At 72.2% G+C, this 24,861-nt stretch carries 22 protein-coding genes; 11 read left to right on the top strand and 11 right to left on the bottom strand.

Going from position 1 to position 24,861, the window contains the following annotated elements; all coding sequences use genetic code 11:
* Window positions 1-89: 89 nt before the first annotated feature.
* Complete coding sequence (gene scy / locus AB5J51_RS14210; protein WP_369777822.1) at window positions 90-4,625, bottom strand: polarized growth protein Scy; 4,536 nt, start codon at window positions 4,623-4,625, stop codon at window positions 90-92.
* Window positions 4,626-4,818: 193 nt separating this feature from the next.
* On the bottom strand, window positions 4,819-5,247 hold the full coding sequence (mce, locus tag AB5J51_RS14205) for a methylmalonyl-CoA epimerase (protein WP_053784712.1): 429 nt from the start codon (window positions 5,245-5,247) through the stop codon (window positions 4,819-4,821).
* A 137-nt stretch (window positions 5,248-5,384) separates the two neighbouring features.
* On the opposite strand from mce, the gene AB5J51_RS14200 reads away from it, so the two are divergent.
* Window positions 5,385-6,587 carry an acetyl-CoA C-acetyltransferase gene (locus AB5J51_RS14200; protein ID WP_053784713.1) on the top strand — a complete coding sequence of 401 codons (1,203 nt, stop codon included), beginning with the start codon at window positions 5,385-5,387 and terminating at the stop codon, window positions 6,585-6,587.
* Between the two features lie 53 nt (window positions 6,588-6,640).
* Window positions 6,641-7,600: a methylmalonyl Co-A mutase-associated GTPase MeaB gene (meaB, locus tag AB5J51_RS14195; RefSeq protein WP_053784714.1), complete on the top strand. Its 960-nt coding sequence runs from the start codon at window positions 6,641-6,643 to the stop codon at window positions 7,598-7,600.
* 112 nt (window positions 7,601-7,712) lie between these two features.
* Here the strand turns inward: meaB and AB5J51_RS14190 are convergent, their stop codons facing one another.
* The 6 genes from AB5J51_RS14190 to AB5J51_RS14165 form a co-directional block, all read right to left on the bottom strand.
* Window positions 7,713-7,787 (bottom strand): 50S ribosomal protein bL37, encoded by a 75-nt coding sequence (locus tag AB5J51_RS14190; protein ID WP_099895366.1) that lies wholly within the window; start codon window positions 7,785-7,787, stop codon window positions 7,713-7,715.
* Window positions 7,788-7,881: 94 nt separating this feature from the next.
* Window positions 7,882-8,451, bottom strand: a complete 570-nt coding sequence (locus AB5J51_RS14185) for a PepSY domain-containing protein (protein WP_136224973.1) — start codon at window positions 8,449-8,451, stop codon at window positions 7,882-7,884.
* A gap of 140 nt (window positions 8,452-8,591) precedes the next feature.
* Window positions 8,592-9,068, bottom strand: coding sequence for a MarR family winged helix-turn-helix transcriptional regulator (locus AB5J51_RS14180; protein ID WP_053784716.1), 477 nt, complete (start codon window positions 9,066-9,068; stop codon window positions 8,592-8,594).
* Window positions 9,069-9,131: 63 nt separating this feature from the next.
* Window positions 9,132-9,944, bottom strand: a complete 813-nt coding sequence (locus AB5J51_RS14175) for an AIM24 family protein (RefSeq protein WP_133899710.1) — start codon at window positions 9,942-9,944, stop codon at window positions 9,132-9,134.
* Between the two features lie 14 nt (window positions 9,945-9,958).
* Window positions 9,959-10,609, bottom strand: coding sequence for an AIM24 family protein (locus AB5J51_RS14170; RefSeq protein WP_053784718.1), 651 nt, complete (start codon window positions 10,607-10,609; stop codon window positions 9,959-9,961).
* Window positions 10,609-11,247 carry an AIM24 family protein gene (locus AB5J51_RS14165; RefSeq protein ID WP_078987099.1) on the bottom strand — a complete coding sequence of 213 codons (639 nt, stop codon included), beginning with the start codon at window positions 11,245-11,247 and terminating at the stop codon, window positions 10,609-10,611. Before AB5J51_RS14165 ends, AB5J51_RS14170 begins: the two co-directional genes overlap by 1 nt.
* A gap of 202 nt (window positions 11,248-11,449) precedes the next feature.
* Between AB5J51_RS14165 and AB5J51_RS14160 the strand changes: the two genes are divergently transcribed.
* The 4 genes from AB5J51_RS14160 to AB5J51_RS14145 all read left to right on the top strand — a co-directional run bounded on the left by AB5J51_RS14160 (window position 11,450) and on the right by AB5J51_RS14145 (window position 15,961).
* Complete coding sequence (locus AB5J51_RS14160; protein ID WP_030295226.1) at window positions 11,450-11,800, top strand: DUF3817 domain-containing protein; 351 nt, start codon at window positions 11,450-11,452, stop codon at window positions 11,798-11,800.
* A complete protein-coding gene (locus tag AB5J51_RS14155) occupies window positions 11,797-12,090 on the top strand; it encodes an MTH1187 family thiamine-binding protein (protein ID WP_053784721.1) in 294 nt (97 codons plus the stop codon). Before AB5J51_RS14160 ends, AB5J51_RS14155 begins: the two co-directional genes overlap by 4 nt.
* An 88-nt stretch (window positions 12,091-12,178) precedes the next feature.
* Entirely contained in the window at window positions 12,179-13,954 is a 1,776-nt protein-coding gene (locus AB5J51_RS14150; RefSeq protein WP_136224974.1) for a glycosyltransferase family 2 protein, read from the top strand.
* A 3-nt stretch (window positions 13,955-13,957) separates the two neighbouring features.
* Window positions 13,958-15,961 (top strand): galactose oxidase-like domain-containing protein, encoded by a 2,004-nt coding sequence (locus tag AB5J51_RS14145; protein ID WP_369777821.1) that lies wholly within the window; start codon window positions 13,958-13,960, stop codon window positions 15,959-15,961.
* Window positions 15,962-15,971: 10 nt separating this feature from the next.
* Here AB5J51_RS14145 and AB5J51_RS14140 read toward each other — a convergent pair whose 3' ends face one another.
* Both AB5J51_RS14140 and AB5J51_RS14135 read right to left on the bottom strand, forming a co-directional pair.
* Entirely contained in the window at window positions 15,972-16,997 is a 1,026-nt protein-coding gene (locus AB5J51_RS14140; RefSeq protein ID WP_053784724.1) for a glycoside hydrolase family 6 protein, read from the bottom strand.
* 128 nt (window positions 16,998-17,125) lie between these two features.
* Complete coding sequence (locus tag AB5J51_RS14135) at window positions 17,126-18,121, bottom strand: DUF5937 family protein (protein ID WP_369777820.1); 996 nt, start codon at window positions 18,119-18,121, stop codon at window positions 17,126-17,128.
* A 248-nt stretch (window positions 18,122-18,369) separates the two neighbouring features.
* Here AB5J51_RS14135 and AB5J51_RS14130 point away from each other — a divergent pair, with 248 nt between their 5' ends.
* From AB5J51_RS14130 to AB5J51_RS14115, 4 genes are all read left to right on the top strand, one after another.
* Window positions 18,370-19,623 (top strand): MFS transporter, encoded by a 1,254-nt coding sequence (locus tag AB5J51_RS14130; protein WP_369777819.1) that lies wholly within the window; start codon window positions 18,370-18,372, stop codon window positions 19,621-19,623.
* A 21-nt stretch (window positions 19,624-19,644) separates the two neighbouring features.
* A complete protein-coding gene (locus tag AB5J51_RS14125) occupies window positions 19,645-20,154 on the top strand; it encodes a MarR family winged helix-turn-helix transcriptional regulator (protein ID WP_030295217.1) in 510 nt (169 codons plus the stop codon).
* A gap of 71 nt (window positions 20,155-20,225) precedes the next feature.
* The gene (locus AB5J51_RS14120; protein ID WP_053784726.1) at window positions 20,226-20,555 is read left to right on the top strand and encodes a DUF3817 domain-containing protein; all 330 of its coding nucleotides are present in this window, start codon (window positions 20,226-20,228) and stop codon (window positions 20,553-20,555) included.
* Between the two features lie 87 nt (window positions 20,556-20,642).
* Complete coding sequence (locus tag AB5J51_RS14115) at window positions 20,643-22,343, top strand: methylmalonyl-CoA mutase (protein WP_030295213.1); 1,701 nt, start codon at window positions 20,643-20,645, stop codon at window positions 22,341-22,343.
* 100 nt (window positions 22,344-22,443) lie between these two features.
* Here the strand turns inward: AB5J51_RS14115 and AB5J51_RS14110 are convergent, their stop codons facing one another.
* Window positions 22,444-23,070 carry a TetR/AcrR family transcriptional regulator gene (locus tag AB5J51_RS14110; RefSeq protein WP_133896851.1) on the bottom strand — a complete coding sequence of 209 codons (627 nt, stop codon included), beginning with the start codon at window positions 23,068-23,070 and terminating at the stop codon, window positions 22,444-22,446.
* A gap of 260 nt (window positions 23,071-23,330) precedes the next feature.
* On the opposite strand from AB5J51_RS14110, the gene AB5J51_RS14105 reads away from it, so the two are divergent.
* Window positions 23,331-24,335, top strand: a complete 1,005-nt coding sequence (locus AB5J51_RS14105; protein WP_053784727.1) for a tetratricopeptide repeat protein — start codon at window positions 23,331-23,333, stop codon at window positions 24,333-24,335.
* Window positions 24,336-24,861 lie beyond the last annotated feature (526 nt).

Below are 24,861 nucleotides of genomic sequence, written 5' to 3'. Positions count from 1 at the left end.
AATGACACCCCTTTTGAGTGGCAAGGCGGCAGAATGCTTGTCACTCGTTCGCCTGAACCTTCATCAGGAACACACATCTCGCTCGCTGACTAGCCCTCCGACGACTTGCCACCCGAACGAGTGGAACCCGCAGCAGCCCCGGCCTTCACGCCCCCCGCGCCCTGGCCGCCGACCGCGGGCTTTCCGCCACCCGAAGGCGCCTCGAATGATTCCAACGCCTCGAGAACGTCCTGGACACGGGAGATCTCCGCCTGAATGTCCTCGCGCCTGCGCACCAGGACCTCCAGCTCACGGCGCCCCTCGTCGACGAGCCGCTCCGCCTCCGCCTTCGCCTGCGCGAGGGCGTTCTCGGCCTCGCGGGCCAGCTCGGCCTTCTTCTGCTCGGCCTCCTTGAGCAGCGCCTCGGCCTTGCGCACTGCCGCGATCCGGACCTTGCTCGCCTCGCTGCTCGCGTCCGACACCAGCGCCTTGGCCTTCGCCTCGGCCTCGACGCTCTGCTCGGTCGCCGCCCGGACCAGCTTGTCCACGCGCTCGCCGGCCGACTTCATCTGCTCGGCCGACTCCCGGCGGGCCCGCTCGTGCAGCTCCTCGACCTCGCCCTCGACGCGGGAGCGCAGCTCCTCCGCCCGCTCCCTTATGGCAGCGGCGTCGCTGCGCGCGCCGACCAGCAGCTCGTCCGCGTCCGTACGGGCCTTCTCCACCAGGGAGTTGCCCTCGACGGTCGCCTCCGAGGAGATCCGCGCGGCCTCCTTGCGGGCCGCGTCGACCATCGCGTCGGCCTGCTCCTCGGCCGCCGTCGTCGCGGCCAGGGCCTTGGCCTGGGCGTCGGAGGCGAGCTTGTCCGCCTCCGCCGCGGCCTCGGTGATGAGCCGGTCCACCTGCTCCGCAGCCTCGCTGCGCCGCTTGTTCGCCTCCTCGCGGGCCTCGTCCAGCAGCCGCTCCGACTCCGCGCGGGCCTCCGTACGGGTGCGCTCCGCCTCGGTCGCCGCCTCGGCCTTGACGCGCTCGGCCTCCGAGCGGGTACGGGTCGCGTGCTCCTGCGCCGAGGCCAGGGCCTCCGAGGCCTCCGCACGCAGCCGCTCGGCCTCGGCCTGGGCCTCGCCGACCGTGCGCTCGTTGTCCTTGCGGGTCTGCTCGGTGAGCTTGTCCGCCTCGGACGCGGCCTCGGTGATGAGCCGGTCCGCCTGCTCGGCGGCCTCGCTGCGCAGCCGCCCCGCCTCCGCGCGCGCCTCGTCGAGGGTCCGCTCGGACTCCCGCTCGGCGCTCGCGAGCGTCTCGTTCGCAGCGACCGTGACCCGGTCCGCCTCCGCGGTGGCCTCGCCGATGATCCGGCCGCCCTCCGCACGGGCGTCGTCCAGGGTCTGCGCCGCCTCCGTGCGCAGCCGCTCGGCCTCCGCCGCGGCCTCGCCGACGGTGGCCTCGTTGGCCGCACGCGTCTCGTCGACCAGCCGGTCGCCCTCGTTGCGGGCGTCGACCAGGATCCGCGTCGCGTCCCGCTCGGCCGCGGCCAGCATGTCGGACGCCTGCCGGGTGAGCCGCTCGGCCTTCGCCGTCGCCTCGCCGACCGTCGCCTCGTTCGCGGCGCGCGTCTCCTCCGTGAGCCGCTCCGCCTCGGACGCGGCCTCGGTGACGAGCCGGTCCGCCTGCTCCGCGGCCTCGGTACGCAGCCGGTTGGCCTCCGCGCGCGCCTCGTCCAGCGTGCCCGCCGCCTCGGTGCGGGTGGCGTCGGCCGCCTCGGCCGCCTCGGCGGTGATCCGCTCCGCCTCCGCGGTGGCCTCGCCGACGGTGGCCGCGTTCGCCGCCAGGGTCTCCTCGGTGAGCCGCTCGGCCTCCGCCGTCGCCTCGGCGACGATCCGGCCGCCCTCGGCGCGCGAGGACTCCAGGGAGTCCGCCGCCTCGCCGCGGATCCGGTTCGCGTCGTCACGGGCATCGGCCCGGGTCCGGGCCGCGTCGCGCTCGGCCGCGGCCAGCGCGTCCGTCGCCTCCGTACGCACCCGCTGCGCGTACTCGGCGGTGTCGCTGCGCAGCTGCTCCGCCTCGGCGATCGCGTCGCCGACCGTGCGCTCGGCCAGGGCCTTCGCCGCGTCCGTCTCCGAACGCGCCTCGGTGCGGATCCGGTTGGCGTCCTCCGTGGCCCGCTCGCGCTCGTCGTAGGCGTCCGCGCGGACGCGCGCAGCCTCCTCCTCGGCCTCCGTCTTCGTACGCTCCGCCGCGTGCTCGGCGGCGCTGCGCAGCCCGGTGATCTCCTCCTCGGCCTGCTCGTGCAGACCGGCCACGGAGTCCCGTACCTGCTGGGCGGTGGCCTCCGCCGCCGACACCAGCTCCGCGGCGCGCCGCTCCGCCTCCTCGGTCAGGCGGGCCGCCTCGGCCTGCGCCTCCTCGGAGCGCTTGCGGGCCGAAGCCAGCAGTTCCTCGCTCTGCTCGCGGGCCTGGGCCCGCTCGCTCTCCGCGTCCGTCCGGGCCGACGCGAGGGTCTCCTCGGCCTCCCGGCGGCGCCGGGCGGCCTCCTCCTGCGCGGCGGCCAGCGCCTCGGCGGCCTCCGCGGCGACCCGCTCGGCGGCGGCCTTGGCCTCCGCACGCAGCCGGTCCGCGGTCTCCTGCGCCTCGGTGCGCACCCGCTCCGCCTCGGACTCCGCCTCGCTGCGCAGCCGTACGGCGACCTGCTCGGCCTCCGCACGAGCCCGCCCGGCGTCGTCCGCCGCGTCGGTGCGCAGCTGGTCGGCCTCGGCCTCCGCCTGTGCCTGGAGGCTGCGGATCCGCTCCGCCGCCTCGGCGCGCAGCCGGTCGGCCTCCTCGCTGGTCTCCCGGCGGATGTTCTCCGCCGCCCCGCGGGCGTCGCGCAGCGTCTGCTCGGCCGTGCCCAGCCGGCTCTCGGCCTCCGCGTGCAGGCGTACGAGCTCCTCGTCGGCCTCCGCCCGCTTCGCCGCGATGGCCTGCTCGGTCTCCTCGCGCCGCGCACGGGCCGCCGCGTCGGCCTCGGCCCGTACGGCCTCCGCCTGCTCCTCGGCCTCGGCGCGCAGCCGCTCCGCCTCGGCGCGGGTCCGCTCGAGGGTCTCCTCGGCCTGCTTGCGCAGTGTGGTGGCCCGCTCGACGGCCTCGGCGCGGACCCGCTCGCTCTCGGCGCTCGCCCCGCCGCGCAGCTCGTCCGCGTCCGACTTGGCCTTGCCCAGCAGCTCCTCGGCGGTCCGGGCCGCCTCCTCGATCTGCTGGACCGCCTCGCGGCGGGCCTCGCCGCGGATCCGCTCGCCCTCGGCGACCGCCTCGGCGCGCAGCTGCTCGGCCTCGCCGCGCAGCCGCCGGGCCTCCGCCTGGAGTTCGACGGTCCGGGCCCGGTACTCCTCGGTGTCGTCCTTCGCGGCGCCCTTGAGCTCGTCGGCCGTGGCCGCCGCCTGGACGCGCAGCCGCTCCGCCTCGGACTCGGCCTCGCGGCGGATCCGCTCCGCCTCCTCGGACGCGGCACGGGTGGTGGCCCGCGCGTCCTCCGAGGCCTTGTTCAGTACGTCCTCCGCCGTGCGGGCCGCCTTCGCCAGCTGGGCGGCCGTGTCCTCGGCCGCCGCCGCGCGGGCCTGCTCCGCGGCCTCCGCGCGCAGCCGCTCGACGCCGGCGCGGGCGTCGGCGAGGGTCTGCTCGGCCTCGGCCTTGAGGACCTCCGCCTCCTTGGTGGCCTCGCCGACCAGCCGGGCCACCTGCTCCTTGGCGGTGCGGGTGCGCTGCTCGTTGACGGACTCCGCAGAGGCGAGCTGCCGTGCGGCGCTCTCCTTGGCGTCCGCGAGGAGCTTCTCGGCCTCGGCGCGCGCCGAGCGCAGGGCTGCGTCGGCCTCCTGGGCCCGCTGCTCGGCCACCCGGCCGAGGTCGAGGGTCTGCTGCCGGGTCTGCTCGGCCTCGGCGGTGGTGCTGCTGCGCAGCCGCTCGGCGTGCTCGGTGGCCTCCTGGGCCTGCGCGGAGGCGGCGGTCAGCAGCCGCTCGGCCTCCTTGCGGGCGCGCAGCAGGGTGGCTTCGGTCTCCGCACGGGCGGCCTCGGCATCGGCGGCCAGCCGGCGCCGGGTCTCCTCGGTGACGCGGGCGGCCTCGGCGCGGGCCGCGTTCAGGGACTGCTCGGCCTCGGCGCGGGACTCGTCCATGAGCCGGCGGGCCTGGGACTCCGTACGGGCGCGCAGCTGCTCGGCCCAGGCCACGTTCTCGTTGACGTGCGCCTCGACGGTCTGGCGGCGCTCGTTGAGCTCCTGGTCCAGGCGCTGGCGGCGGTTGACGGCCTCGGCGTGCAGCTCGGCCTGCAGGCGCGCCTGGTGCTCGGCGTGCTCCTGCAGGATGCGCTGGGTCTGCGCCCGGGCGTCGCGCAGCTCGCGCTCGGCGTCCGAGCGCATCTGGTCGGCCTGGATCTGGGCATTGCGGAGCAGCTGCTCCGCCTGGTAGCCCATGTCCGCACTGTCGTAGGCAGGGCGGGACGCCAGATTGCGGCGCACCTCGTGGAGCTTGGCGCGCAGCACTTCGACCTGGTACCCGAGGTCTTCGGCGTGCTGGACGGCCTTCCCGCGCTCCTTCTTCAGCCGCTCCATCTCGGCTTCGAAGCGCGAGAGGTGGTCGGCTTCAGCCTGATGGCTCTCCTGGCTTTCGTAGCCCCGCACAGCGCGGTCCCATCCGTCCCCTGGTCGCAAGCTCACTCCCAATTGAGCATCGCTCGCCCGCTGAACGACGCCCCCGGGGGAATGGTGTCAGATACCGGGGCAGGGGTCACAGGCCCCGACCCCGTCTCCGCACCGAACCCCGGCCGAGCCATGGCCACTCTACCGGCCGGGGAATCGGGCCATCAGTGGTCCATCAATGGTCGGGGTTGGAGGTGACCAGTTCGGTGAGGACTCCGTGGCAGTCCTTGGGGTGGAGGAAGGTGATCGAGGAGCCCATCGAGCCCGTGCGGGGCTGGTCGTAGAGGACCCGGACGCCCTTGCCGCGGATGGCCTCCGAGTCGCCCAGGACGTCCTCGGTGCCGAAGGCGATGTGGTGCACGCCCTCGCCGTTCTTGGCCAGCCACTTGCCCACCGCGGAGTCCTCGCGGGTGGGCTCGAGGAGCTGGAGGTAGGAGGCGCCGCCGTCGGAGGTCTCGTTGATCTTGAGCATGGCCTCGCGCACGCCCTGCTCCTCGTTGACCTCGGAGTGGAACACCTCGAAACCGTACGTGGCACGGTAGAACTCGACGGTCTTGTCCAGGTCGAAGCAGGCGATCCCGATGTGGTCGATTCTTGTCAGCATGGGACCAGTGCACCGCCGAGGAGGCCCGTCACGCAACGTGCCAGCGATCACACCGACTGCCCGGTGACGGCGCGGGTACTGCTCAGTACATTCAGGTAAACCCTCGTTCACTCCTCATCCTCAAGGGGCTGTGCTCCATGTCCGGAACGAACAACACCACGTCAGTGATCGTCGCCGGGGCCCGCACGCCCATGGGGCGGCTGCTCGGCTCGCTGAAGTCCTTCTCGGGCGCCGACCTCGGCGGGTTCGCCATCAAGTCCGCGCTGGAACGGGCCGGCATCGCCGGTGACCAGGTGCAATACGTGATCATGGGCCAGGTGCTGCAGGCCGGCGCGGGCCAGATCCCCGCCCGCCAGGCCGCCGTCAAGGCCGGCATCCCCATGAACGTGCCGGCGCTCACCATCAACAAGGTGTGCCTCTCCGGCCTCGACGCGATCGCGCTGGCGGACCAGCTCATCCGCGCCGGCGAGTTCGACATCGTGGTCGCGGGCGGCCAGGAGTCCATGACCAACGCCCCGCACCTGCTGCCGAAGTCTCGAGAGGGCTTCAAGTACGGCGCGATCGAGATGCTGGACGCGATGGCCTACGACGGCCTCACCGACGCCTTCGAGAACATCGCGATGGGCGAGTCCACCGAGAAGCACAACACCCGCCTCGGCATCGAGCGCGCCCCGCAGGACGAGTTCGCCGCCGCCTCGCACCAGCGTGCCGCCGCCGCGCAGAAGAACGGCGTCTTCGAGGCCGAGATCACCCCGGTCGAGATCCCGCAGCGCAAGGGCGACCCGGTCGTCTTCTCCCAGGACGAGGGCATCCGCCCGGAGACCACGGTGGAGTCCCTCGGCAAGCTGCGCCCGGCCTTCGCGAAGGACGGCACGATCACCGCCGGCACCTCCTCGCAGATCTCCGACGGCGCCGCCGCCGTGGTCGTGATGAGCAAGGCGAAGGCCGAGGAGCTGGGCCTGGAGTGGATCGCCGAGATCGGCGCCCACGGCAACGTGGCCGGTCCCGACAACTCCCTGCAGTCGCAGCCGTCGAACGCGATCCTGCACGCCCTGAAGAAGGAGGGCCTCGAGGTCTCCGACCTGGACCTCATCGAGATCAACGAGGCCTTCGCGGCGGTCGCCGTGCAGTCAATGAAGGACCTCGGCGTGACCCCGGAAAGGGTGAACGTCAACGGTGGCGCCATTGCCCTGGGCCACCCGATCGGCATGTCCGGCGCCCGCGTGGTGCTGCACCTGGCGCTGGAGCTGAAGCGCCGGGGCGGCGGGGTCGGCGCGGCCGCACTGTGCGGCGGCGGCGGCCAGGGCGACGCCCTGATCGTCCGGGTCCCGCAGAAGTAGGACCTCCGTACCCGAAGCCGTATCCGCAGCGAGAACCGAGGAGCGCAGCACGCATGACGGTGGACGTCCCCCAGCTGGTGGCCCAGGCGCGTGAGGGCAGGCCCAGGGCCGTGGCCCGGCTGATCTCGCTGGTCGAGGGGGCGTCCCCGCAGCTGCGCGAGGTGATGGCGGCACTGGCCCCGCTGACGGGCGGGGCGTACGTGGTGGGCCTGACCGGATCCCCGGGCGTCGGCAAGTCGACGTCGACCTCGGCGCTGGTCTCCGCGTACCGCAAGGCCGGCAAGCGGGTCGGCGTCCTCGCCGTCGACCCGTCGTCGCCGTTCTCCGGCGGTGCGCTGCTCGGCGACCGGGTCCGGATGTCGGACCACGCCTCCGACCCGGGGGTCTACATCCGCTCCATGGCCACCCGCGGCCACCTGGGCGGCCTCGCCTGGGCCGCCCCGCAGGCGATCCGGGTGCTGGACGCGGCCGGCTGCGAGGTGATCCTGGTCGAGACGGTCGGGGTCGGGCAGTCGGAGGTGGAGATCGCCTCGCAGGCCGACACCTCGGTGGTGCTGCTGGCCCCCGGGATGGGCGACGGGATCCAGGCCGCGAAGGCGGGCATCCTGGAGATCGGCGACGTGTACGTGGTGAACAAGGCGGACCGGGACGGCGCGGACGCGACCGCCCGGGAGCTGAACCACATGCTGGGCCTGGGCGAGGCACGGGGCCGGGACGACTGGCGGCCGCCGATCGTCAAGACGGTAGCGGCCCGCGGCCAGGGCATCGACGAGCTGGTCGAAGCCCTGGAGAAGCACCGGGCGTGGATGGACGAGCGCGGGGTGCTGGCCGAGCGCCGTACGGCCCGGGCCGCGCGCGAGGTGGAGACCATCGCGGTGACGTCCCTGCGGGCCCGGATGGCCGACGTGCACGGGGACGCACACCTCGACGCCCTGGCGGCCCGGGTCGCGGCCGGCGAGCTGGACCCCTACGCGGCCGCGGACACGCTCCTGGCGACGCTGACGGAGGCCTGAGCGGCCGTACGGCCCGCACAACCGGCTTCCGTACGCCGTACGCCGTACGCACGCGAGAGCCGCGCCCCGATCGATCGGGGCGCGGCTCTCGTACGTCGGCGGGGCGGACCGGTCAGGCGTTGGGACGCTTGCCGTGGTTCGCCTTCTTCTTCTTGCGTGCTCGCTTCTTGTTGCCGCGCTTGGCCATGACGCCACTCCCTCGAAGATCGGGGTAATCCGGGCGCTCGCCAGTCTAGGGGCGCCCGGTCCGGTCCGCATCGGAACCCGCGGACCGGCGCGTGTCAGTCGTCGTTGTCGTCGCCGTCCGAGTCCGACCCGGACACCGTGGCCTTGCCCGTCGTGGCGTCCACGTGGACGTCGGTGGTCTTGTCGCCGGACTTGACCTCGACGTTCCAGTAGCGGGAGCCGTTGTCGTCATCGTCGTCCCATTGCACCGACCAGACCTGGCCGGGGTGGGCGGCGACGGCTGCCTTCATCGCCTGCTGGGCGGTGACCTTCGCGGCGAGCAGCTCCTTGTTCCCGCCGCCGTCGCCGCTGTCGTCGTCCGCGTTGTCGGTGAACACGTTGCCGCTGCGGGAGTCGACCGTCAGCTCCGCGTGCTTGCCGTCCTTGCCGATGACGTCGACGTGCCAGACGGCGTCGTCCCTCTCGAGGGACTCCACGACACCCGGGTACTTCTTCAGCGCGGCGGCCGCGGCGCCCTCGGCGTCCACGTCGGCGCGTGCCGAAGCGGCCGCGGGGGCGGTTCTCGCCGCGCCGGCCGTGTGCGCGGCGGCGGCCGTCACCGGGCCCCCGAACGCCAGGACCACGGCCGCGGCCGCCGCGACGTACGCCTTGTGCTTGCTGTGCATGGCTGACCTCCTCGGGCCGGCCATGCGCTTACGGTTGCTCGGCGGGCGGCCGGCGAGCGAGCGTTACCACCCATTCTCCGGGCTGCCGCCGGGGACGGCACCCCGGATGGGGCGCCGTCCGGGGTGCCGTCCGGCCGGTGTCAGGCCTTGCCGCGCTGGTCGCGCAGGTGGCTCGCGACCGGCTCCAGCGAGGCGCGCAGCGCCGCCAGGGCCTCCGGCGGCAGCAGGTCGATGAAGTGCCGGCGGACGGACGCCACGTGGTGCGGGGCGACCTTCCGCATGAGCTCCATGCCCTCGCCCGTCAGCACGGCGTACAGCCCCCGGCGGTCGGACTCGCAGTTCACACGGACGACGAGGCCGGCCGTCTCCATGCGGGTGATCTGGTGGGACAGCCGGCTCTTGGACTGCAGCGTCGACGTGGCGAGATCGCTCATGCGCATCCGGTGGTCCTCGGACTCCGAGAGGTTCACGAGGATCTCGTAGTCGTTGTTGGTGAGTCCGAAAGGCTGGAGATCCTTTTCCAGCTGGTGCATCAGCAGTCTGCTGACGTCCAGGTGGGTGCGCCAGGTGCACTGCTCGGCGTCGGTCAGCCAGCGCGTGGCCGTCTCGGTCTCCATGGTCTCCATGAGTGAACTCTACCTAAGAAGTTGAATTACGTACAAAAAATGGAAAGCCGAAGATCACAGTCCGAGGCGCCGCTGGATGTCACCCAGCTGTCCCGGCATCCGCGGCACGCCCAGCTGTCCCAGCGGGCCCTGCTGACCGTGGCCGCCGCCGTACCCGGCTCCGGGAACGCCCGCCGATTCCGCGCCGGTGCCGACCGCTCCGACGGCCTTCTCCGCCATCAGCATCTCCGACGACTGCAGCAGCACCGTCCCGGCGCCGACGAACTCGAACTGGTGCTCCTCGCCGGAGCTGCCGCCGATGCCGGTCAGCGAGCGCAGTCCGCCGATGACCCCCGACATGTAGCCGTGGTCGTAGTGGTGGCAGGGGGACGGGCAGTCCGCCCAGCCCACCAGCGCCTGCGGGTCCACGCGCAGCGGCGGCTCCATGAACACCACCGGCCCGTTGGACGCCGCCACGAACTTGCCCGTTCCGATCAGGGTCAGGAAGCCCGGCACGATCGACTGCTTCAGGGCGAGCGAGGGCTGGTAGGCCAGCAGGTTGCCCGACCGGATCGTCAGGTTCCCATTGTCCAGGTCGTACGAGTTCACGTCGAAGGCCCGGTCGGCCAGCAGCATCTTGCCCGAGCCCTCGGCCACCACCCAGTCGGCGGCGTGCATCGGCGAGTGGAAGCTGGTGCGCAGCAGCCGGTCGAAGCGGCCGTTGCCGACGCCGTTGAACTCCATGCGCCCGTAGTAGGCGATCATCTTGCCCTTCTGCAGGAACCACTGGCTCCCCTTGAGCTCCACGCAGAAGGTGTAGGCGTTCACGTTGTCGTCGGAGGGCAGCGTGTGCGGGTCGAAGACCGTCGGGGCGCCCGGCCCGCCCATCACAGGACCAAAGTTCACAGCTTCTCCTCCGAGGCCTGCACGTACACCGCTCCCTGGCCCGAGAGTTCCAGCTGGAACGCCTCGCCCGAGCCGCGCCCCACCATGTCGCGCCAGCCGAGCGCGGTGGAGAGCTTGTTCCTGACGTCCCCGTGGTGGGCCACGTACGCCTGCGGGTCGACGTGGACCGGGCGGTTCGGGGTGATGGGGAGTTCGATGACCCCGCCGTGGGCCATCACCGCGACCGAGCCGTGCCCCTTGAGGGTGGTGGTGAACAGGCCCTGGCCGGTGACCTGGCCGCGGACCATGCCCATGACACCGCCCTGCGAGCCCATGAACATCGTGCCCTGCTGCAGGGTGCCGTCGAAGGCGAGCAGCCGGTCGGCCTCGACGTACAGGGTCTCCCCGGTCAGGCCGATCACCTGGATGTGGTGGCCGCCGTGGCCGAACATCACGGTGCCGCTGCCCTCGACCGTCATCAGCGGGGTCTGCTCGTTCGCCACCCGGCGCCCGATCATGCCCATCACCCCGCCCTGACCGCCGGTCAGGCTCGGGGTGAAGGAGACCTCGCCGCGGTACGCGAGCATCGCGCCGCGCTGGCTGTACATCTTCTGCCCCGGGATCACCTGGGCCTCGACCATCTTCGAGTTGATCTCGCGGAACGGCATCAGATGTCGCCCCCGATGGTGTTGCGCTCGCTGGGCTGCACGTAGACCAGGCCCTCGCCCTCGAAGCGGATCTGGAACGCCTCGCCGGAGCCCTCGCCGATCAGCGTCCGGAAGTTCACCCCGGACTGGAAGGACTGCTGGAGGTTGCCCGTGTGCGCGATGTACGCCCCCGGGTCGACGGAGAGCGGGTACTGGCCGCTGACGCGCAGCACGACCGCCGGGCCGTCGGACATGATCGCCGCCTGGCCGGAGCCCTCGACGGTCGTCGTGAACAGGCCGTTGCCCGTCGTCGCGCCGCGCAGCCCGGTGAAGGTCGTGCCGGTGCGCAGGCCCGCGTCGGTGCACAGCAGGTTGCTGGATTCGACGTAGAGCTTCTCACCGCGCAGGTTCACCAGGTTGATCTCGCTCGCGCGGTCGGCGAAGAAGCAGGTGCCGTGCCCCTGCACTTCCATCACGGTCATCTGCTCACCCGTCAGTCGACGGGTCACCATGCCCCGGAGGCCTTCGCCGCCGCCGGTCATCTTCTTGAAGGTCATCTGGCCGTCGTACGCAACCATGGAGCCGTTTTTCGCTTTCACGGCATCCCCGGTCAGGTCGACGGCGAGCACCTTGCTGCCTTGGAGTCGGAACTGAGCCACGGGATGACGTTATCGGCAGCGGGCGAAGGCGAACAGGGCCCCGTGGCCCATATCCGGCGACTGCGGCATCTCGCACACCCCCGACTCACCCGCCGCACACCCGCGCCGGGCCCGCCGGACCCCTGTGGACCCCCGGTCAAGATCCCGCAAAGCGGCTGAGACACTGGGACGGACCCCCGGCCACCACCCCGAAGGTTCACACGTGGACATCAAGACCGCCTCCGCCCTGCACCGCCTCCGCCTCGTCTCCGTCCCGGAGGCGCTGTCGTTCCCGGCGCTGCTGATCTTCGGCTCGCTGCTGAGCCGGATCTCCGACATCGACTACCTGATGATGCCGCTCGGTGGCCTGCACGGGATCCTGTTCCTCATCTACCTGGTCTTCCTGGCCGACGTCTGGAACAAGGCGAAGTGGCCGGCCAAGAAGGCGGCCCTGTTCTTCGTGCTCGCGCTGGTGCCCTTCGGCGGCCTGTACGGGGACAAGCTGCTCAAGCGCGAGGAGGCCGACAGCGTGCTGGCGGCCCGCGCCCGGCGCGAGGCGGCGAACGCCGCATGATCGTCGCGTTCTCGGTGACCCCGCTGGGGGTCGGCGAAGAGGTCGGCGAGTACGTGGCCGATGCGGTGCGCGTCGTACGGGAGTCGGGTCTGCCGAACCGCACGGACGCGATGTTCACCTCGATCGAAGGCGAGTCCTGGGACGAGGTGATGGACGTGGTCAAGCGTGCGGTGGCGGCTGTGGAGGAGCGGGCGCCGCGGGTGTCGCTCGTCCTGAAGGCCGACATCCGGCCCGGGGTGGTGGACGGGCTGACGTCGAAGGTGGAAACGGTGGAACGCCACCTGGCGTAGCCCTTTCGGCCGAGTCCAGTTCGACATGCTCATGGTTTGTCAGCTTTTGTGGTGAGAGAGACCCTGGGCGTCGAGCACTGGAGGGGCCGTGCGGCCGGAAGGCTTCGACTACGAGACCCACAGCCGCCTCGCCGGACCGTTCGCGGAGCCGGACCGCACCGCCTACCGGGTGGGCTACCGCTCCCTCCTCGCGGGCGAGGAGCTCCGCACCCGAATACGCGCCGTGCTCCTCATGGCGCTGGCCCCCCTCGCCGCGGCCGGACTGCTGCTCTACCTCGTCTGGCCCACGCACCGGACCGTCCGGGAGGGCGGCGAGCGCTGGCTCGTCCTGTGCGATACCGCGATGCTCGTGTGCATCGCCTTGATCATGCTGTTCATGCTGGTCAACGTCGTGTCGGTGGCCCACGCCACGCTGGTCGCCCGCGACCCGGTCCCCGTACCGCCCGAACCCGGCACCAGGGTCGCGTTCCTGACGACGTTCGTCCCCGGCAAAGAGCCGCTCACCCTGGTGCGGGGCACCTTGCTGGGCGCGGTCGCCCTGCGGCACGACGGTCCCCTCGACGTGTGGCTGCTGGACGAGGGGGACGACCCCGAGGCCCGGGCCCTGTGCGCGGAGCTCGGCGTACGGCACTTCACCCGCAAGGGCAAGGCCGGCTGGAACACCCGCAAGGGCCCCCACCGGGAGCGGACCAAGCACGGCAACTACAACGCCTGGCTCGTCGCACACGGCGACGACTACGAGTTCTTCGCCTCCGTCGACACCGACCACGTCCCGCTGGCGAACTTCCTGGAGCGGATGCTCGGCTTCTTCCGCGACCCGGACATCGCCTTCGTCGTCGGCCCGCAGGTGTACGGCAACTACACCTCGTCCGTCACCAAGGCGGCCGAGTCCCAGCAGTACCTCTTCCACGCCCTGATCCAGCGCGCGGGCAACCGCTACGGCGCCCCCATGTTCGTCGGCACCAACAACGCCGTGCGGATCAGTGCCCTCAAGCAGGTGGGCGGGCTGTACGACTCCCTCACCGAGGACATGGCCACCGGCTTCGAGCTGCACCGCCGGCGCAATCCGGCCACCGGGCGGTTCTGGAGGTCCGTCTACACCCCCGACGTCCTCGCCGTCGGGGAGGGGCCGGCCTCGTGGACCGACTTCTTCACGCAGCAGCTGCGCTGGTCGAGGGGTACGTACGAAACCCTCTTCCGGCAGTACTGGAAAGGCCTGTTCCGGATGCCCCCGGGGCGGGCCCTCAACTACACCCTGATGCTCGTCTACTACCCGATGACGGCCGTCAACTGGCTGCTCGGCATCCTCAGCTGCGTCCTGTTCCTGTGGCTGGGCGCCTCCGGCACCCAGGTCTCCTCCGAGGTGTGGCTCATGCTCTACACCGACGCGGCCGCCCTCCAGGTGGGCCTGTACCTGTGGAACCGCCGCCACAACATCTCCCCCCACGAGCCCGAGGGCTCCGGCGGCCTGGCCGGCATGGCGATGTCCGCGATCTGCGCGCCCGTCTACCTGATGTCCCTCGGCTCGGCCCTGCTGCGCACCCGGGGCCGGTTCGTCGTCACCCCCAAGGGCGCAGGCGCCAGCCCCGACCGGCTCATGACCTTCCGGATCCACCTGTTCTGGGCCGCCGTCCTGGCCCTCTCCCTCGCCGCCTCCGTCCGCCTCGGCCACACGCACGCGGCGATGCGCACCTGGGCGGTGCTCGCCCTGCTCATCGCCCTCGCGCCGGTCGCCGTGTGGGGCTGGACCCTGCTGCGCGAGCGCCGGGCCCCGGCCCGGGCGGGGTCCCTCGACATTGGGCTCGGCCACGGGCCGGGAGAGGAGCCGGAGCCGGCCTTCGCCGCACCGACGGGAGGGAACTGAGCCATGGCGTACCGGCCTTCGAAGCAGTTCAAGAACACCGTTCTGGGCACCGGAGCCGTGGTGGTGCTGGCCGCGCTCAACGCGCCCGCCGCGCTCACCTTCGCGCAGGAGCGCTACCACGCGTACAAGATCGGCCAGTCCAGCTACAAGATCCAGTACGGCTCGTGGGAGCAGGTCCGGCTCCCGGAGGAGTACCGGATCAACGCCATGCACGCGGCCCTGCTGCACACGGGCAAGGTGCTGCTGATCGCCGGGTCCGGCAACAGCCAGAAGAAGTTCGACCAGGGCACCTTCGACACCGTCCTGTGGGACCCGCAGGACGACAGCTTCAAGAAGATCCCCACGCCGGAGGACTTCTTCTGCTCGGGCCACAGCCAACTGCCCGACGGACGGCTGCTCGTGGCGGGCGGGACCGCCCGGTACGAGGTCCTCGACGGCAAGGTCACCCGCGCGGGCGGCGGCATGCGGGTCAAGAACGAGAGCCCCGACAAGCTGGCCCGGCTGAAGAAGGGCACCCGGTTCCGGTCCCCGTCCGGGGTGGAGTACGTGTCGAAGTTCGACGTCACCGTTCCGAAGGCCAAGCGCGAGTTCGAGATCACGTACGGACGCGCCGGGCAGGTGAAGCCCTGGCGGACCAAGGTGGTCGCCGCGGAGGCACGGGTCTTCGTCGAGGCGGTGAAGGCGGGCGCCGAGGGGCTGACGACCGAGGTCGCGCAGTACCGGGTCGTCGGGCTCAGGGGGAAGGACGCCGACAACGTCTACGGGCTCGCCGAGCGGCTGAGCGTCGAGAAGCAGGACTTCCAGGGCATCAAGTCGGCGTACGAGTTCGACCCGAAGGCGGAGAAGTACGTCCCGGTCGACCCGATGAAGGACGCCCGCTGGTACCCGACGCTGGTGGCGCTGCAGGACGGGCGGGTGCTCGCGGTGTCCGGACTCAACGACGTGGGCGACGTCGTCCCCGGCGACAACGAGTACTACGACCCGAGGACGAAGCAGTGGACCCGGGGCCCCTTCCGGTACTTCCCCACGTACCCCGCGCTCTTCCTCCTGCAGGGCGGCAAGCTGCTCTACACCGGGTCCAACGCGGGCTACGGCCCCAAGGGCAAGGGGCGCGAGCCCGGTGTGTGGGACCTGAAGACCGACAAGTTCACCGAGGTCGCGGGCCTGGAGGACCCGGACCGGCTGGAGACCTCGTCCTCGGTCCTGCTGGCGCCGGCCCAGGACCAGAGGGTGATGGTGCTGGGCGGCGGCGGGGTCGGCGAGTCGAAGCTGTCCTCGAGCCGGACCGCGATCGTGGACCTCAAGGAGGACGACCCGGTCTTCCGCTCCTCCGCGCGGCTGCCTCAGGGCACCCGGTACCTGAGCAGCGTGCTGCTGCCGGACGACTCCGTGTTCACCACCGGCGGCTCCCGTGACTACCGGGGCCGGGGCGCCAGCGACATCCACAAGGCGCAGTTCTACTACCCGCGCACCGATTCCTTCGTGGCGGCCGCCGATCCGTCGGTCGGCCGCAACTACCACTCCGAGGCGCTGCTGCTGCCCGACGGGCGGGTCGCGACCTTCGGCTCCGACCCGCTCTTCGCGGACAAGGACAACACCCGCCTCGGGAAGTTCGAGCACCGGCTGGAGGTGTACTCGCCGCCGTACCTGTACCGGGACCCGGCGCGGCGGCCGGTCCTGGGGGCCGGGCCGGCCGAGGTGGGCCCGGACGGGCGGGCCACCTTCGAGGCGGCGCACCCGGAGCGGATCCGGCGCGCCCGGCTGATGCGGCCGAGCGCGGTCACGCACACCACGGACGTGGAGCAGCGGTCGATCGAGCTCGGGCTGACCAGGGCGGCCGGCTCGGTGACGGTCGAGGTGCCGAAGGACCCGACGCTGGTGCCGCCGGGCTGGTACATGCTGTTCGTGACGGACGCGGACGGGACGCCCTCGGTGGCGAAGTGGCTCCGGGTCGGGGCACCGAAGCCGGATCCGGATCCGGCACCCGCGCCGGAGCCCGAGGAGTAGGCCGCGGCTCCTACTCCTTGCTGCGGCTGGCCAGGCCGAGTGCGTAGTCCGCCCACCACTTGCCGGCCCCCGGGCCGCCGCGGCAGGGACCGTCGGATTCGCCGGGCCGCTTGATCCAGAGGTACGCGTCGACGAGCGGGTCGCCCGTCCGGTCGCTCGGCGGGACGCCAAGGGCTCGGCCCGGCGGATTGCACCAGGCCTCGTGGCCGTCGCCGGGGAGCGGCCCTGCGCCGTTGCGGCTGGTGTCGATGACGAAGTGCTTGCCCTGGGCGGCCCGGGAGATGCTGTGGCCGTACTCCCGGCCGGCCGCGTCGGGCTGGAAGTTGGAGACGTTGAGCGCGAAGCCGTCGGCCTCCCCGAGCCCGGCCTTGTAGAGGGGACCGACCAGTTTCATCGGGTCCGGGATCCAGGCCGGATTGCCGGCGTCCAGGTAGACCTTGGTGTTCCGGTTCTTCTTCAGCCGGGTGACGGCCTCGGCGAGGAGCCGCAGGCGCTCGTCGTGGCGGTCGGCCCGGGTGCAGCCGTCCACGATGTGCGGGATGGCGTCCGGTTCCAGGACGACCACGGCCTTGGCATCGCCGATGCCGTCGGCGAAGGCGCCGATCCACTTGCGGTAGGCGGTGGCGTCCTTCGCCCCGCCGGCCGAGTGCCGGCCGCAGTCGCGGTACGGGATGTTGTACGCGGTGAGCACCAGGACCCGCCCCGCCGACTTGGCGCTCTTCGCGGCCCGGCGGATCTCGGGACCGGGGTCGTCGCCGGGTCCCCACAGGGCCATGGGCCGTTCCGAGATCCGGCGCAGCACCTGGGCGTCGCTGTTGCGGCCCTGGGCCTCCCAGGCGGCGACCTGCCGGGCGGCGTCGCTCTGCGGGTCCACCCAGAACGGGGATGCGTCGGGCGCGGCCCGGCCCGTTGCCTCCGGCGGAGCCTGCGCGGGGGCGGATTCCGGACTGCCGCAGGCGGGGGCCGCGGCGAGCAGCAGCGCGAGGCCGAGTGCGGCGGTCAGGGGTCTGGGGCGTGGACGGGGTCGGCCTGGCATCCGGGTTCCTCGGGGCGAAGGGTCGGTACGCGGAATCAAGGACCGGCATATCGTGACATGACGGCCAGTCAGCCCTGCCCCGCGACACCGCGGGTGCCGCCGCCTGGAGGCACCGGAACCGGAACCGGCTACGCCGGCGGGGCGCCCGTCGCCAGGGCGATGCCGAGCGGGGTGCGTTCGTACAGGATCCGGTGGCCGTGGCGGGCCGAGATCAGCAGGCCCGCCCCGTGCAGGGCCTTCAGGTGCGCCGAGACCGTGGCGGGTGCCAGGCCGAGCCGGCGGGCCAGCGCCGTCGTGGAGGCCGGCTCGTCCAGCGTGCACAGCACGTCCGCCCGGCCCCGGCCCAGCAGCCGCGCCAGCGCCAGCGGGGTCGGGCCCGGCGACGCCGTCCACAGGGCGCCGATGCCGCGGGCCGGGTAGACCAGCGTCGGCTGCCAGGGCGGGTCGTACCCCCCGACCACTTCCGGCCACATGAACGCGCTCGGCATGAGGAGCAGCCCCTGCCCGTCCAGGGAGCGGTCGTGGTGGGCCGGGCGGTCGATGGTGAGCGTGCCGTCCGCCCACCGCAGGTCCGGGTGGAGGCCGTCGAACAGCGCCTCCAGCCCGCCCGCCGCCAGCCGGCGCGTGTGGAAGAGGATGTCCGCCTCCAGCAGCTCACGCAGCCGCGGCCAGTGCGGGGCGATCAGCGCGGCCCACGCCTGCTCGTACAGATCGGCCAGCTCGTGTACGGCCCGGGCCGGATCCGCGAGCATCCGCCGCCCGAGGTCGCTCCCGGCGGCGCCCGGGGTGCAGACGAGGGCGCGCCGCAGGTCCTCGCGCAGGGCCTGCGGATCGGCGGCCGAGGACCGTACGCGGGCCAGCTCCTCCTCGAACGTGACGGAGGGGCCGAGCGGGGGCGGGCTCAGGAAGTCGGGGTTGTGGCCGGTGCGCGGCATCAGCAGCCACAGCGGCCGCAGGTCCAGGCCGTCGGCGGCCGCGCGGATCTGCCGCAGCCAGGGCAGGTGGTACGCCTGCCGGGCGGGTGTCCTCAGGGTCCGGACCGCCTCCTGGGTCTCCCAGCGGGCGGAGATCGAGAACCGGCAGCGGAGGAGGTCGGCGGGGCCGAAGCGGAAGTGGAACGCCATGCCTTCTCCCTCCGGGGTGGTCTGCGGGTTCCGGGGGTCCTCTGCGCGGGGGCTTCTCCCCGCCCCGCCCTTTCTCCGTATCCCGGGGCCGGGCCCCGGACCCCGCGTCCCGGTGCGGCGCCGTGGCGGGGGCGCTGCCCCCGGACCCTCGCGCCTCAAACGCCGGCGGGGCTGGTTCCGGGGCCGGATTTGATTCGGTTCGGAGCGAATCACTGTCGGGCCCCACCGTAGCCCCGCAGGGTCACCCCATGGCAACCGTCAACCAGGCCACCTCTCCGACCGCCGGCGGCTACCGGGCCGTTTTCCGGGTGCGGGAGTTCCGGGCCGTTTTCGCCGCGCACCTGCTGTCCGTCCTCGGCATCGTCGTCGCCGAGATCGCCCTCACCGTCCTCGTCTTCCGCACCACCGGCTCGCCCCTGATGAGCGCGCTCACCTTCGCCCTCGGCTTCCTCCCGTACGCCCTCGGCGGCACCCTCCTCGCCGGGATCGCCGATCGCAGGCCCGCCCGCCGGGTGCTCGTCGGGTGCGACCTCGTCTGCGCCGCCTGCGCGGCGTCCATGGTCCTGCCCGGCACCCCCGTCGCGGGGCTCCTCGCCCTGCGCTGCGCCATGGCCTTCGTCGCACCGCTGTTCCAGGGCACGCGCAACGCCTCCCTCGCCGACATCCTCGGCCCCGGCGACGCCTTCGTCCTCGGCCGCTCGCTGATGCGCATGGTGGCCCAGAGCGCCCAGCTCATCGGCTTCGGCCTCGGCGGCCTGCTGCTCACCGTCCTCGCCCCGCGCGCGGCCATCGCGCTGACCGCCGCCGGGTTCCTGTGCTCGGCCCTGCTGCTGCGCTTCGGCACGCGGGCCCGGCCGGCCCGCGCCGGCGCCGACCGCACCTCGCCGCTCGCCGGGCTGCGCGCCGTCCTCGGCGACCGCCGTCTGCGGGTGCTCACGCTGCTGTTCTGGCTGCCGCCCGTCTTCGTCATCGCCCCCGAGGCGCTGCTCGTCCCGTACGCCGACGGCATCGGTGCGGGCACCGCCGCGCTGGGAGTGATGATGTGCGCCCTGCCCGTCGGCACCATCGCGGGTGAACTGTGGGCCGGTTCGGCGCTCGGCCCCCGTACCCGCTCCCGGCTCGTGGCCCCGCTCGCGGCCGCCGGCATGCTCCCGCTGCTCGTGTACGCCGTCCGGCCCGGGGTGGTGACCGTCCTCGCCGCCCTGCTGCTGGCCGGGCTGGCGCACGCGTACACCCTCGGCCTCGACCAGTGGTACGTCGACGCCGTCCCCGACGAGCTGCGCGGCCGGGCCATGACCCTGCTGAGCACCGGCCTGATGACCCTCCAGGGCGTCGGCATGGCGCTGGCCGGGCTGGCCGCCGAGTTCCTGCCGGTGCACGGGGTCGTCACCGGCGCCGCGGTGCTCGGCACGGCGGTGGTCCTGCTCCTCCTCGCCGAACTGCGGTCGGCGAACCGGCGGGAGGGCGGACCGAAGGATGAGACGGGGCCCACGGTCAAATGACCGCCCGGTAGGGTCGGGTACGTGTCCAAGCCGCTCAGCCTCCCGTTCGACCCCATCGCCCGCGCCGACGAACTGTGGCAGCGCCGCTGGGGACCGGTGCCCTCGATGGCAGCGATCACCTCGATCATGCGCGCGCACCAGATCCTGCTCGGCGAGGTCGACGCGGTGGTCAAGCCGTACGGGCTGACCTTCGCGCGCTACGAGGCGCTGGTCCTGCTCACCTTCTCCAAGGCCGGCGAGCTGCCGATGTCGAAGATCGGCGAGCGGCTGATGGTCCACCCGACGTCGGTGACGAACACGGTGGACCGGCTCGTGCGGTCCGGGCTGGTGGCCAAGCGGCCGAACCCGAACGACGGCCGCGGCACGCTCGCCTCCATCACGGACAGGGGCCGCGAGGTCGTCGAGGCGGCGACGAAGGACCTGATGGCGGTCGACTTCGGGCTGCGCGCGTACGACGCCGAGGAGTGCCAGGAGATCTTCGCGCTCCTGCGCCCGCTGCGGATCGCCGCCGCGGACTTCGAGGAGCAGTAGCCGTCCTCGGCCGGGCCCCGTCACCGGGCCCCGGTCAAGATCGCGCAAAACGGATGGTTACGCTCGTAGCCATGAAACGAAGCGTGCTGACCCGCTACCGCGTCATGGCCTACCTGACCGCGGTCATGCTGTTGATCCTCTGCACCTGCATGGTTTTCAAGTACGGCTTCGACACCGGCGCCGACCTGACCCTGGCGGTCTCCCAGGTACACGGTGTGCTGTTCATGATCTACCTGGTGTTCGCCTTCGACCTGGGCTCCAAGGCCAGGTGGCCGTTCCCGAAGCTGCTCTGGGTCCTCGTCTCCGGCACGATCCCGCTGGCGGCCTTCTTCGTCGAGCGCACGGTCCGCGCCGAGGTCGAGCCGCTGGTCGCGGACGCCGTGGCCACCGTCGACGCCTAGAGGACCGCTCCTCCATCGGGCACCCCGGGGATACTCCCCGGGGTTTCCCATCGACATTTACTAGGACGTCCTAGTAAATTCGTGGGTATGGACGCAGACGCCATCGAGGAGGGCCGCCGCCGCTGGCAGGCCCGTTACGACAAGGCCCGCAAGCGCGAGGCCGATTTCACCACGCTCTCCGGGGATGACGTCGATCCCGTCTACGGGCCCCGGCCCGGTGACTCGTACGAGGGATTCGAGCGCATCGGCTGGCCGGGGGAGTACCCCTACACCCGCGGCCTGCACGCCACCGGATACCGCGGCCGGACCTGGACCATCCGGCAGTTCGCCGGGTTCGGCAACGCCGAGCAGACCAACGAGCGCTACAAGATGATCCTGGCCGCCGGCGGCGGCGGGCTCTCCGTGGCCTTCGACATGCCGACCCTCATGGGGCGCGACTCCGACGACCCCCGCTCGCTCGGCGAGGTCGGCCACTGCGGAGTCGCCATAGACTCCGCCGCCGACATGGAGGTCCTGTTCAAGGACATCCCGCTCGGCGACGTGACCACGTCGATGACGATCTCCGGCCCGGCCGTGCCCGCCTTCTGCATGTACCTGGTCGCCGCCGAACGGCAGGGCGTGGACCCGGCACTGCTCAACGGCACGCTGCAGACGGACATCTTCAAGGAGTACATCGCCCAGAAGGAGTGGCTCTTCGAACCCGAGCCGCACCTGCGCCTCATCGGCGACCTCATGGAGTACTGCGCGAAGGGCATCCCGGCGTACAAGCCGCTGTCCGTCTCCGGCTACCACATCCGCGAGGCCGGGGCCACGGCCGCGCAGGAGCTCGCGTACACCCTGGCCGACGGCTTCGGCTACGTGGAACTGGGCCTCTCCCGGGGCCTGGACGTGGACCACTTCGCGTCCGGCCTCTCCTTCTTCTTCGACGCGCACCTCGACTTCTTCGAGGAGATCGCCAAGTTCCGCGCCGCCCGCCGGATCTGGGCGCGCTGGATGAAGGAGGTGTACGGGGCGCAGAGCGAGAAGTCGATGTGGCTGCGCTTCCACACCCAGACGGCCGGCGTCTCGCTGACCGCGCAGCAGCCTTACAACAACGTCGTGCGCACCGCCGTCGAGGCCCTCGCGGCCGTCCTCGGCGGCACCAACTCCCTGCACACCAACGCCCTCGACGAGACCCTCGCGCTGCCGAGCGAGCAGGCAGCCGAGATCGCCCTGCGCACGCAGCAGGTGCTGATGGAGGAGACCGGGGTGGCCAACGTGGCCGACCCGCTGGGCGGTTCCTGGTACGTGGAGCAGCTCACCGACCGCATCGAGGCCGACGCCGAGAAGATCTTCGAGCAGATCAAGGAGCGCGGCCTGCGCGCCCACCCGGACGGGCAACACCCGATCGGGCCGATCACCTCGGGCATCCTGCGCGGCATCGAGGACGGCTGGTTCACCGGGGAGATCGCCGAGTCGGCCTTCCAGTACCAGCGGTCGCTGGAGAAGGGCGACAAGCGGGTCGTCGGCGTCAACGTGCACCACGGGTCGGTGACCGGGGACCTGGAGATCCTGCGCGTCAGCCACGAGGTCGAGCGCGTGCAGGTGCAGCAGCTGGCCGCGCGCAAGGAGCGGCGCGACGACGCCAAGGTGAAGTCCTCGCTGGACGCCATGCTGGCCGCCGCCCGCGACGGGTCGAACATGATCCCGGCGATGCTGGACGCGGTGCGCGCCGAGGCCACGCTCGGCGAGATCTGCAACGTGCTGCGCGACGAGTGGGGCACGTACACGGAGCCGCCGGGCTTCTGATCGCCCGGTCCCCGTCCGTGCGGTGGAAGGCCGGTCGTGGGCGCCCCTGTGCCGGGGTGGCCGCGGCCGGCCTTCGCCGTGCCCGGGCGCGGGGCTCGGGTCAGGCGGGGGCCGGGCCCTGGAGGCCGTGCATCAGCAGGGCCGTGAAGGTGGCCACCCACAGCTCGTCCACCGGTTCCGAGCTGACCAGCGCCCGGTGCACCACCGTTCCGGCGATCACGTCGAAGATCAGGTCCGTGGTGCGGCAGGCGAGGTCCTCGTCCTCCTCGTACGGGAGTTCGCCCCGGGCCTGGGCCCGTTCGCGACCCAGTACGACGAGACGTTTCTGCCGGTCCACGATCGCCGACCGGATCCGGTCGCGCAGGGCCTCGTCCCGGGTGGACTCGGCGACGACGGCCATCAGGGCCGTACGGGCCTCCGGCCGCCGCAGCAGCGCCGCGAACTGGAGGACCACGTTCTCTATGTCGGCTTCGAGGGAGCCCCGGTCGGGGAGCTCGAGGGAGTCGAAGAGCTCCGCGACGGCGTCCACGACCAGCTCGTTCTTGCCCGCCCATCGGCGGTAGAGGGTGGTCTTGGCGACCCCGGCCCGGGCGGACACGTCGCCCATCGTCAGCTTCGACCAGCCCAGCTCGACCAGCGCGTCCCGCGTCGCGGCGAGGATCGCCGCGTCCGCGGCGGCGCTGCGGGGGCGGCCGGTGCGTCCGGTCGGGGGGCTGGGCTTGCGCATGGCGCAGACCATACCCGTCGGTAGCGGAACCGGCGGCCCTCGAAATGCTGTGCTTGAGATCACGGGGCGCGAACGGCCGCGAGGAGTTACGCTACGGCTCGTAGCGTAAGAGCGACGACCACGCGAAGAGCTACCGGCGCCAGGTGGGGACCCGGCGCCACACCACACGAGCCCCGCACAACCGATCGGTTCGACGCGGGCAAGAAGGCATTTCGGCCGATCTTTTTCGTCGGCGCGCGCACACGGGGGAGGATGTACGCATGCAGCCCAGAAACATGTCCATGAGCGGCGTCGTCGACCTTGCCGCGGTGAAGGCGGCCGGCGAGGCCAAGGCGAAGGCCGAGCAGGCCCGTGCCGCAGCGGCCCGGCAGGCCGCCCAGGGTGGCGCGCCCGCGTCCGCGGGCGCCGTGCCGCCGTCCGCGCTCGTGATCGACGTCGACGAGGCCGGCTTCGAACGCGACGTCCTCCAGCTCTCCGCCGAGGTCCCGGTCGTCCTGGACTTCTGGGCCGAGTGGTGCGAACCGTGCAAGCAGCTCAGCCCGCTGCTGGAGCGCCTGACGATCGAGGCGAACGGCCGCCTCCTCCTCGCCAAGGTCGACGTCGACTCCAACCAGATGCTGATGCAGCAGTTCGGCATCCAGGGCATCCCGGCCGTGTTCGCCGTGGTCGCGGGCCAGGTGCTGCCGCTGTTCCAGGGCGTGGCGCCCGAGCAGGAGATCCGCGCGACCCTGGCGCAGCTGGTCCAGGTCGCCGAGGAGCGCTTCGGGATCATCGGCATCGAGGTGGACCCGAACGCCGAGGGCGTCCCCGCGGCCGCCCCGGCCGCGGAGGCCGCGGCCCCGGAAGGCCCGTACGACGCGCTGCTCGAGGCGGCGGTCGTGGCGCTCGACGCCGGTGACCTGGGCGGCGCGGTGCAGGCGTACAAGAACGTACTGGCGGACGACCCGGCCAACACCGAAGCCAAGCTGGGCCTGGCCCAGGCCGAGCTGCTCACCCGGGTCAAGGACATGAACCCGCAGGCGGTGCGCGCCGCGGCGGCCGAGAACCCGAAGGACCCGGCGGCCCAGATCGCCGCCGCGGACCTGGATCTGGTCGGCGGCCACGTGGAGGACGCCTTCGGGCGCCTGGTGGACACGGTCCGGGTGACGGCCGGCGCCGACCGCGACGCGGTACGGGTGCGGCTGCTGGAGCTGTTCGAGGTCATCGGGGCGGACGATCCCCGGGTGGCGGCGGCGCGTACGGCGCTCGCACGGGTGCTGTTCTAGAGCCCGCTCCGTGTCCCTTCCGGGGGACTCCGGCAGGCCGCCGGACCACCGGCGATTTGTTGACACGTAGATAAACAGCGGCCGCACTTTGCCAAAACTTGGCAATTGCGGCCGCTGTTACTCGCAGTAAGTGGAACCCCGTGATCTGTCCGGTGTGTTCATAAATCCGCCGCTCTGTCGTGGCCCTTGGTGACACCCTGCGTCGTCACCCGATGGCGCCGGGTCGATCCCCGGTTATCTTGCCGTTACCCGCCAGTAACGAACCCCCTTGTGCCCCGGCCTGGAATGGACCACGATCGGCGACGCTCGGTCCTTCCCGCAGAGCCGCTCATCCGGAGCCGCGGTGGAGGGTCCCCACCGGGCCGGTCGGTGGCAGTGGCACCGGCCGTGGGACAGGGGGGTCTTCGCCGCACCGGCGGAGCCTGTCCTCCTGGTTGCGCGAACGCGTGACCCAGTGGTTGTCGCTCGGGGGTGAACGCCGGTGTACCGGACGCGGCTCTGTCGCGGCTCGGCCGCCTGCGCTCCT

The organism is Streptomyces sp. R33 (assembly GCF_041200175.1).
Classification (GTDB): domain Bacteria; phylum Actinomycetota; class Actinomycetes; order Streptomycetales; family Streptomycetaceae; genus Streptomyces; species Streptomyces katrae_B.
This window is presented reverse-complemented; position numbering and strand designations above follow the sequence as displayed.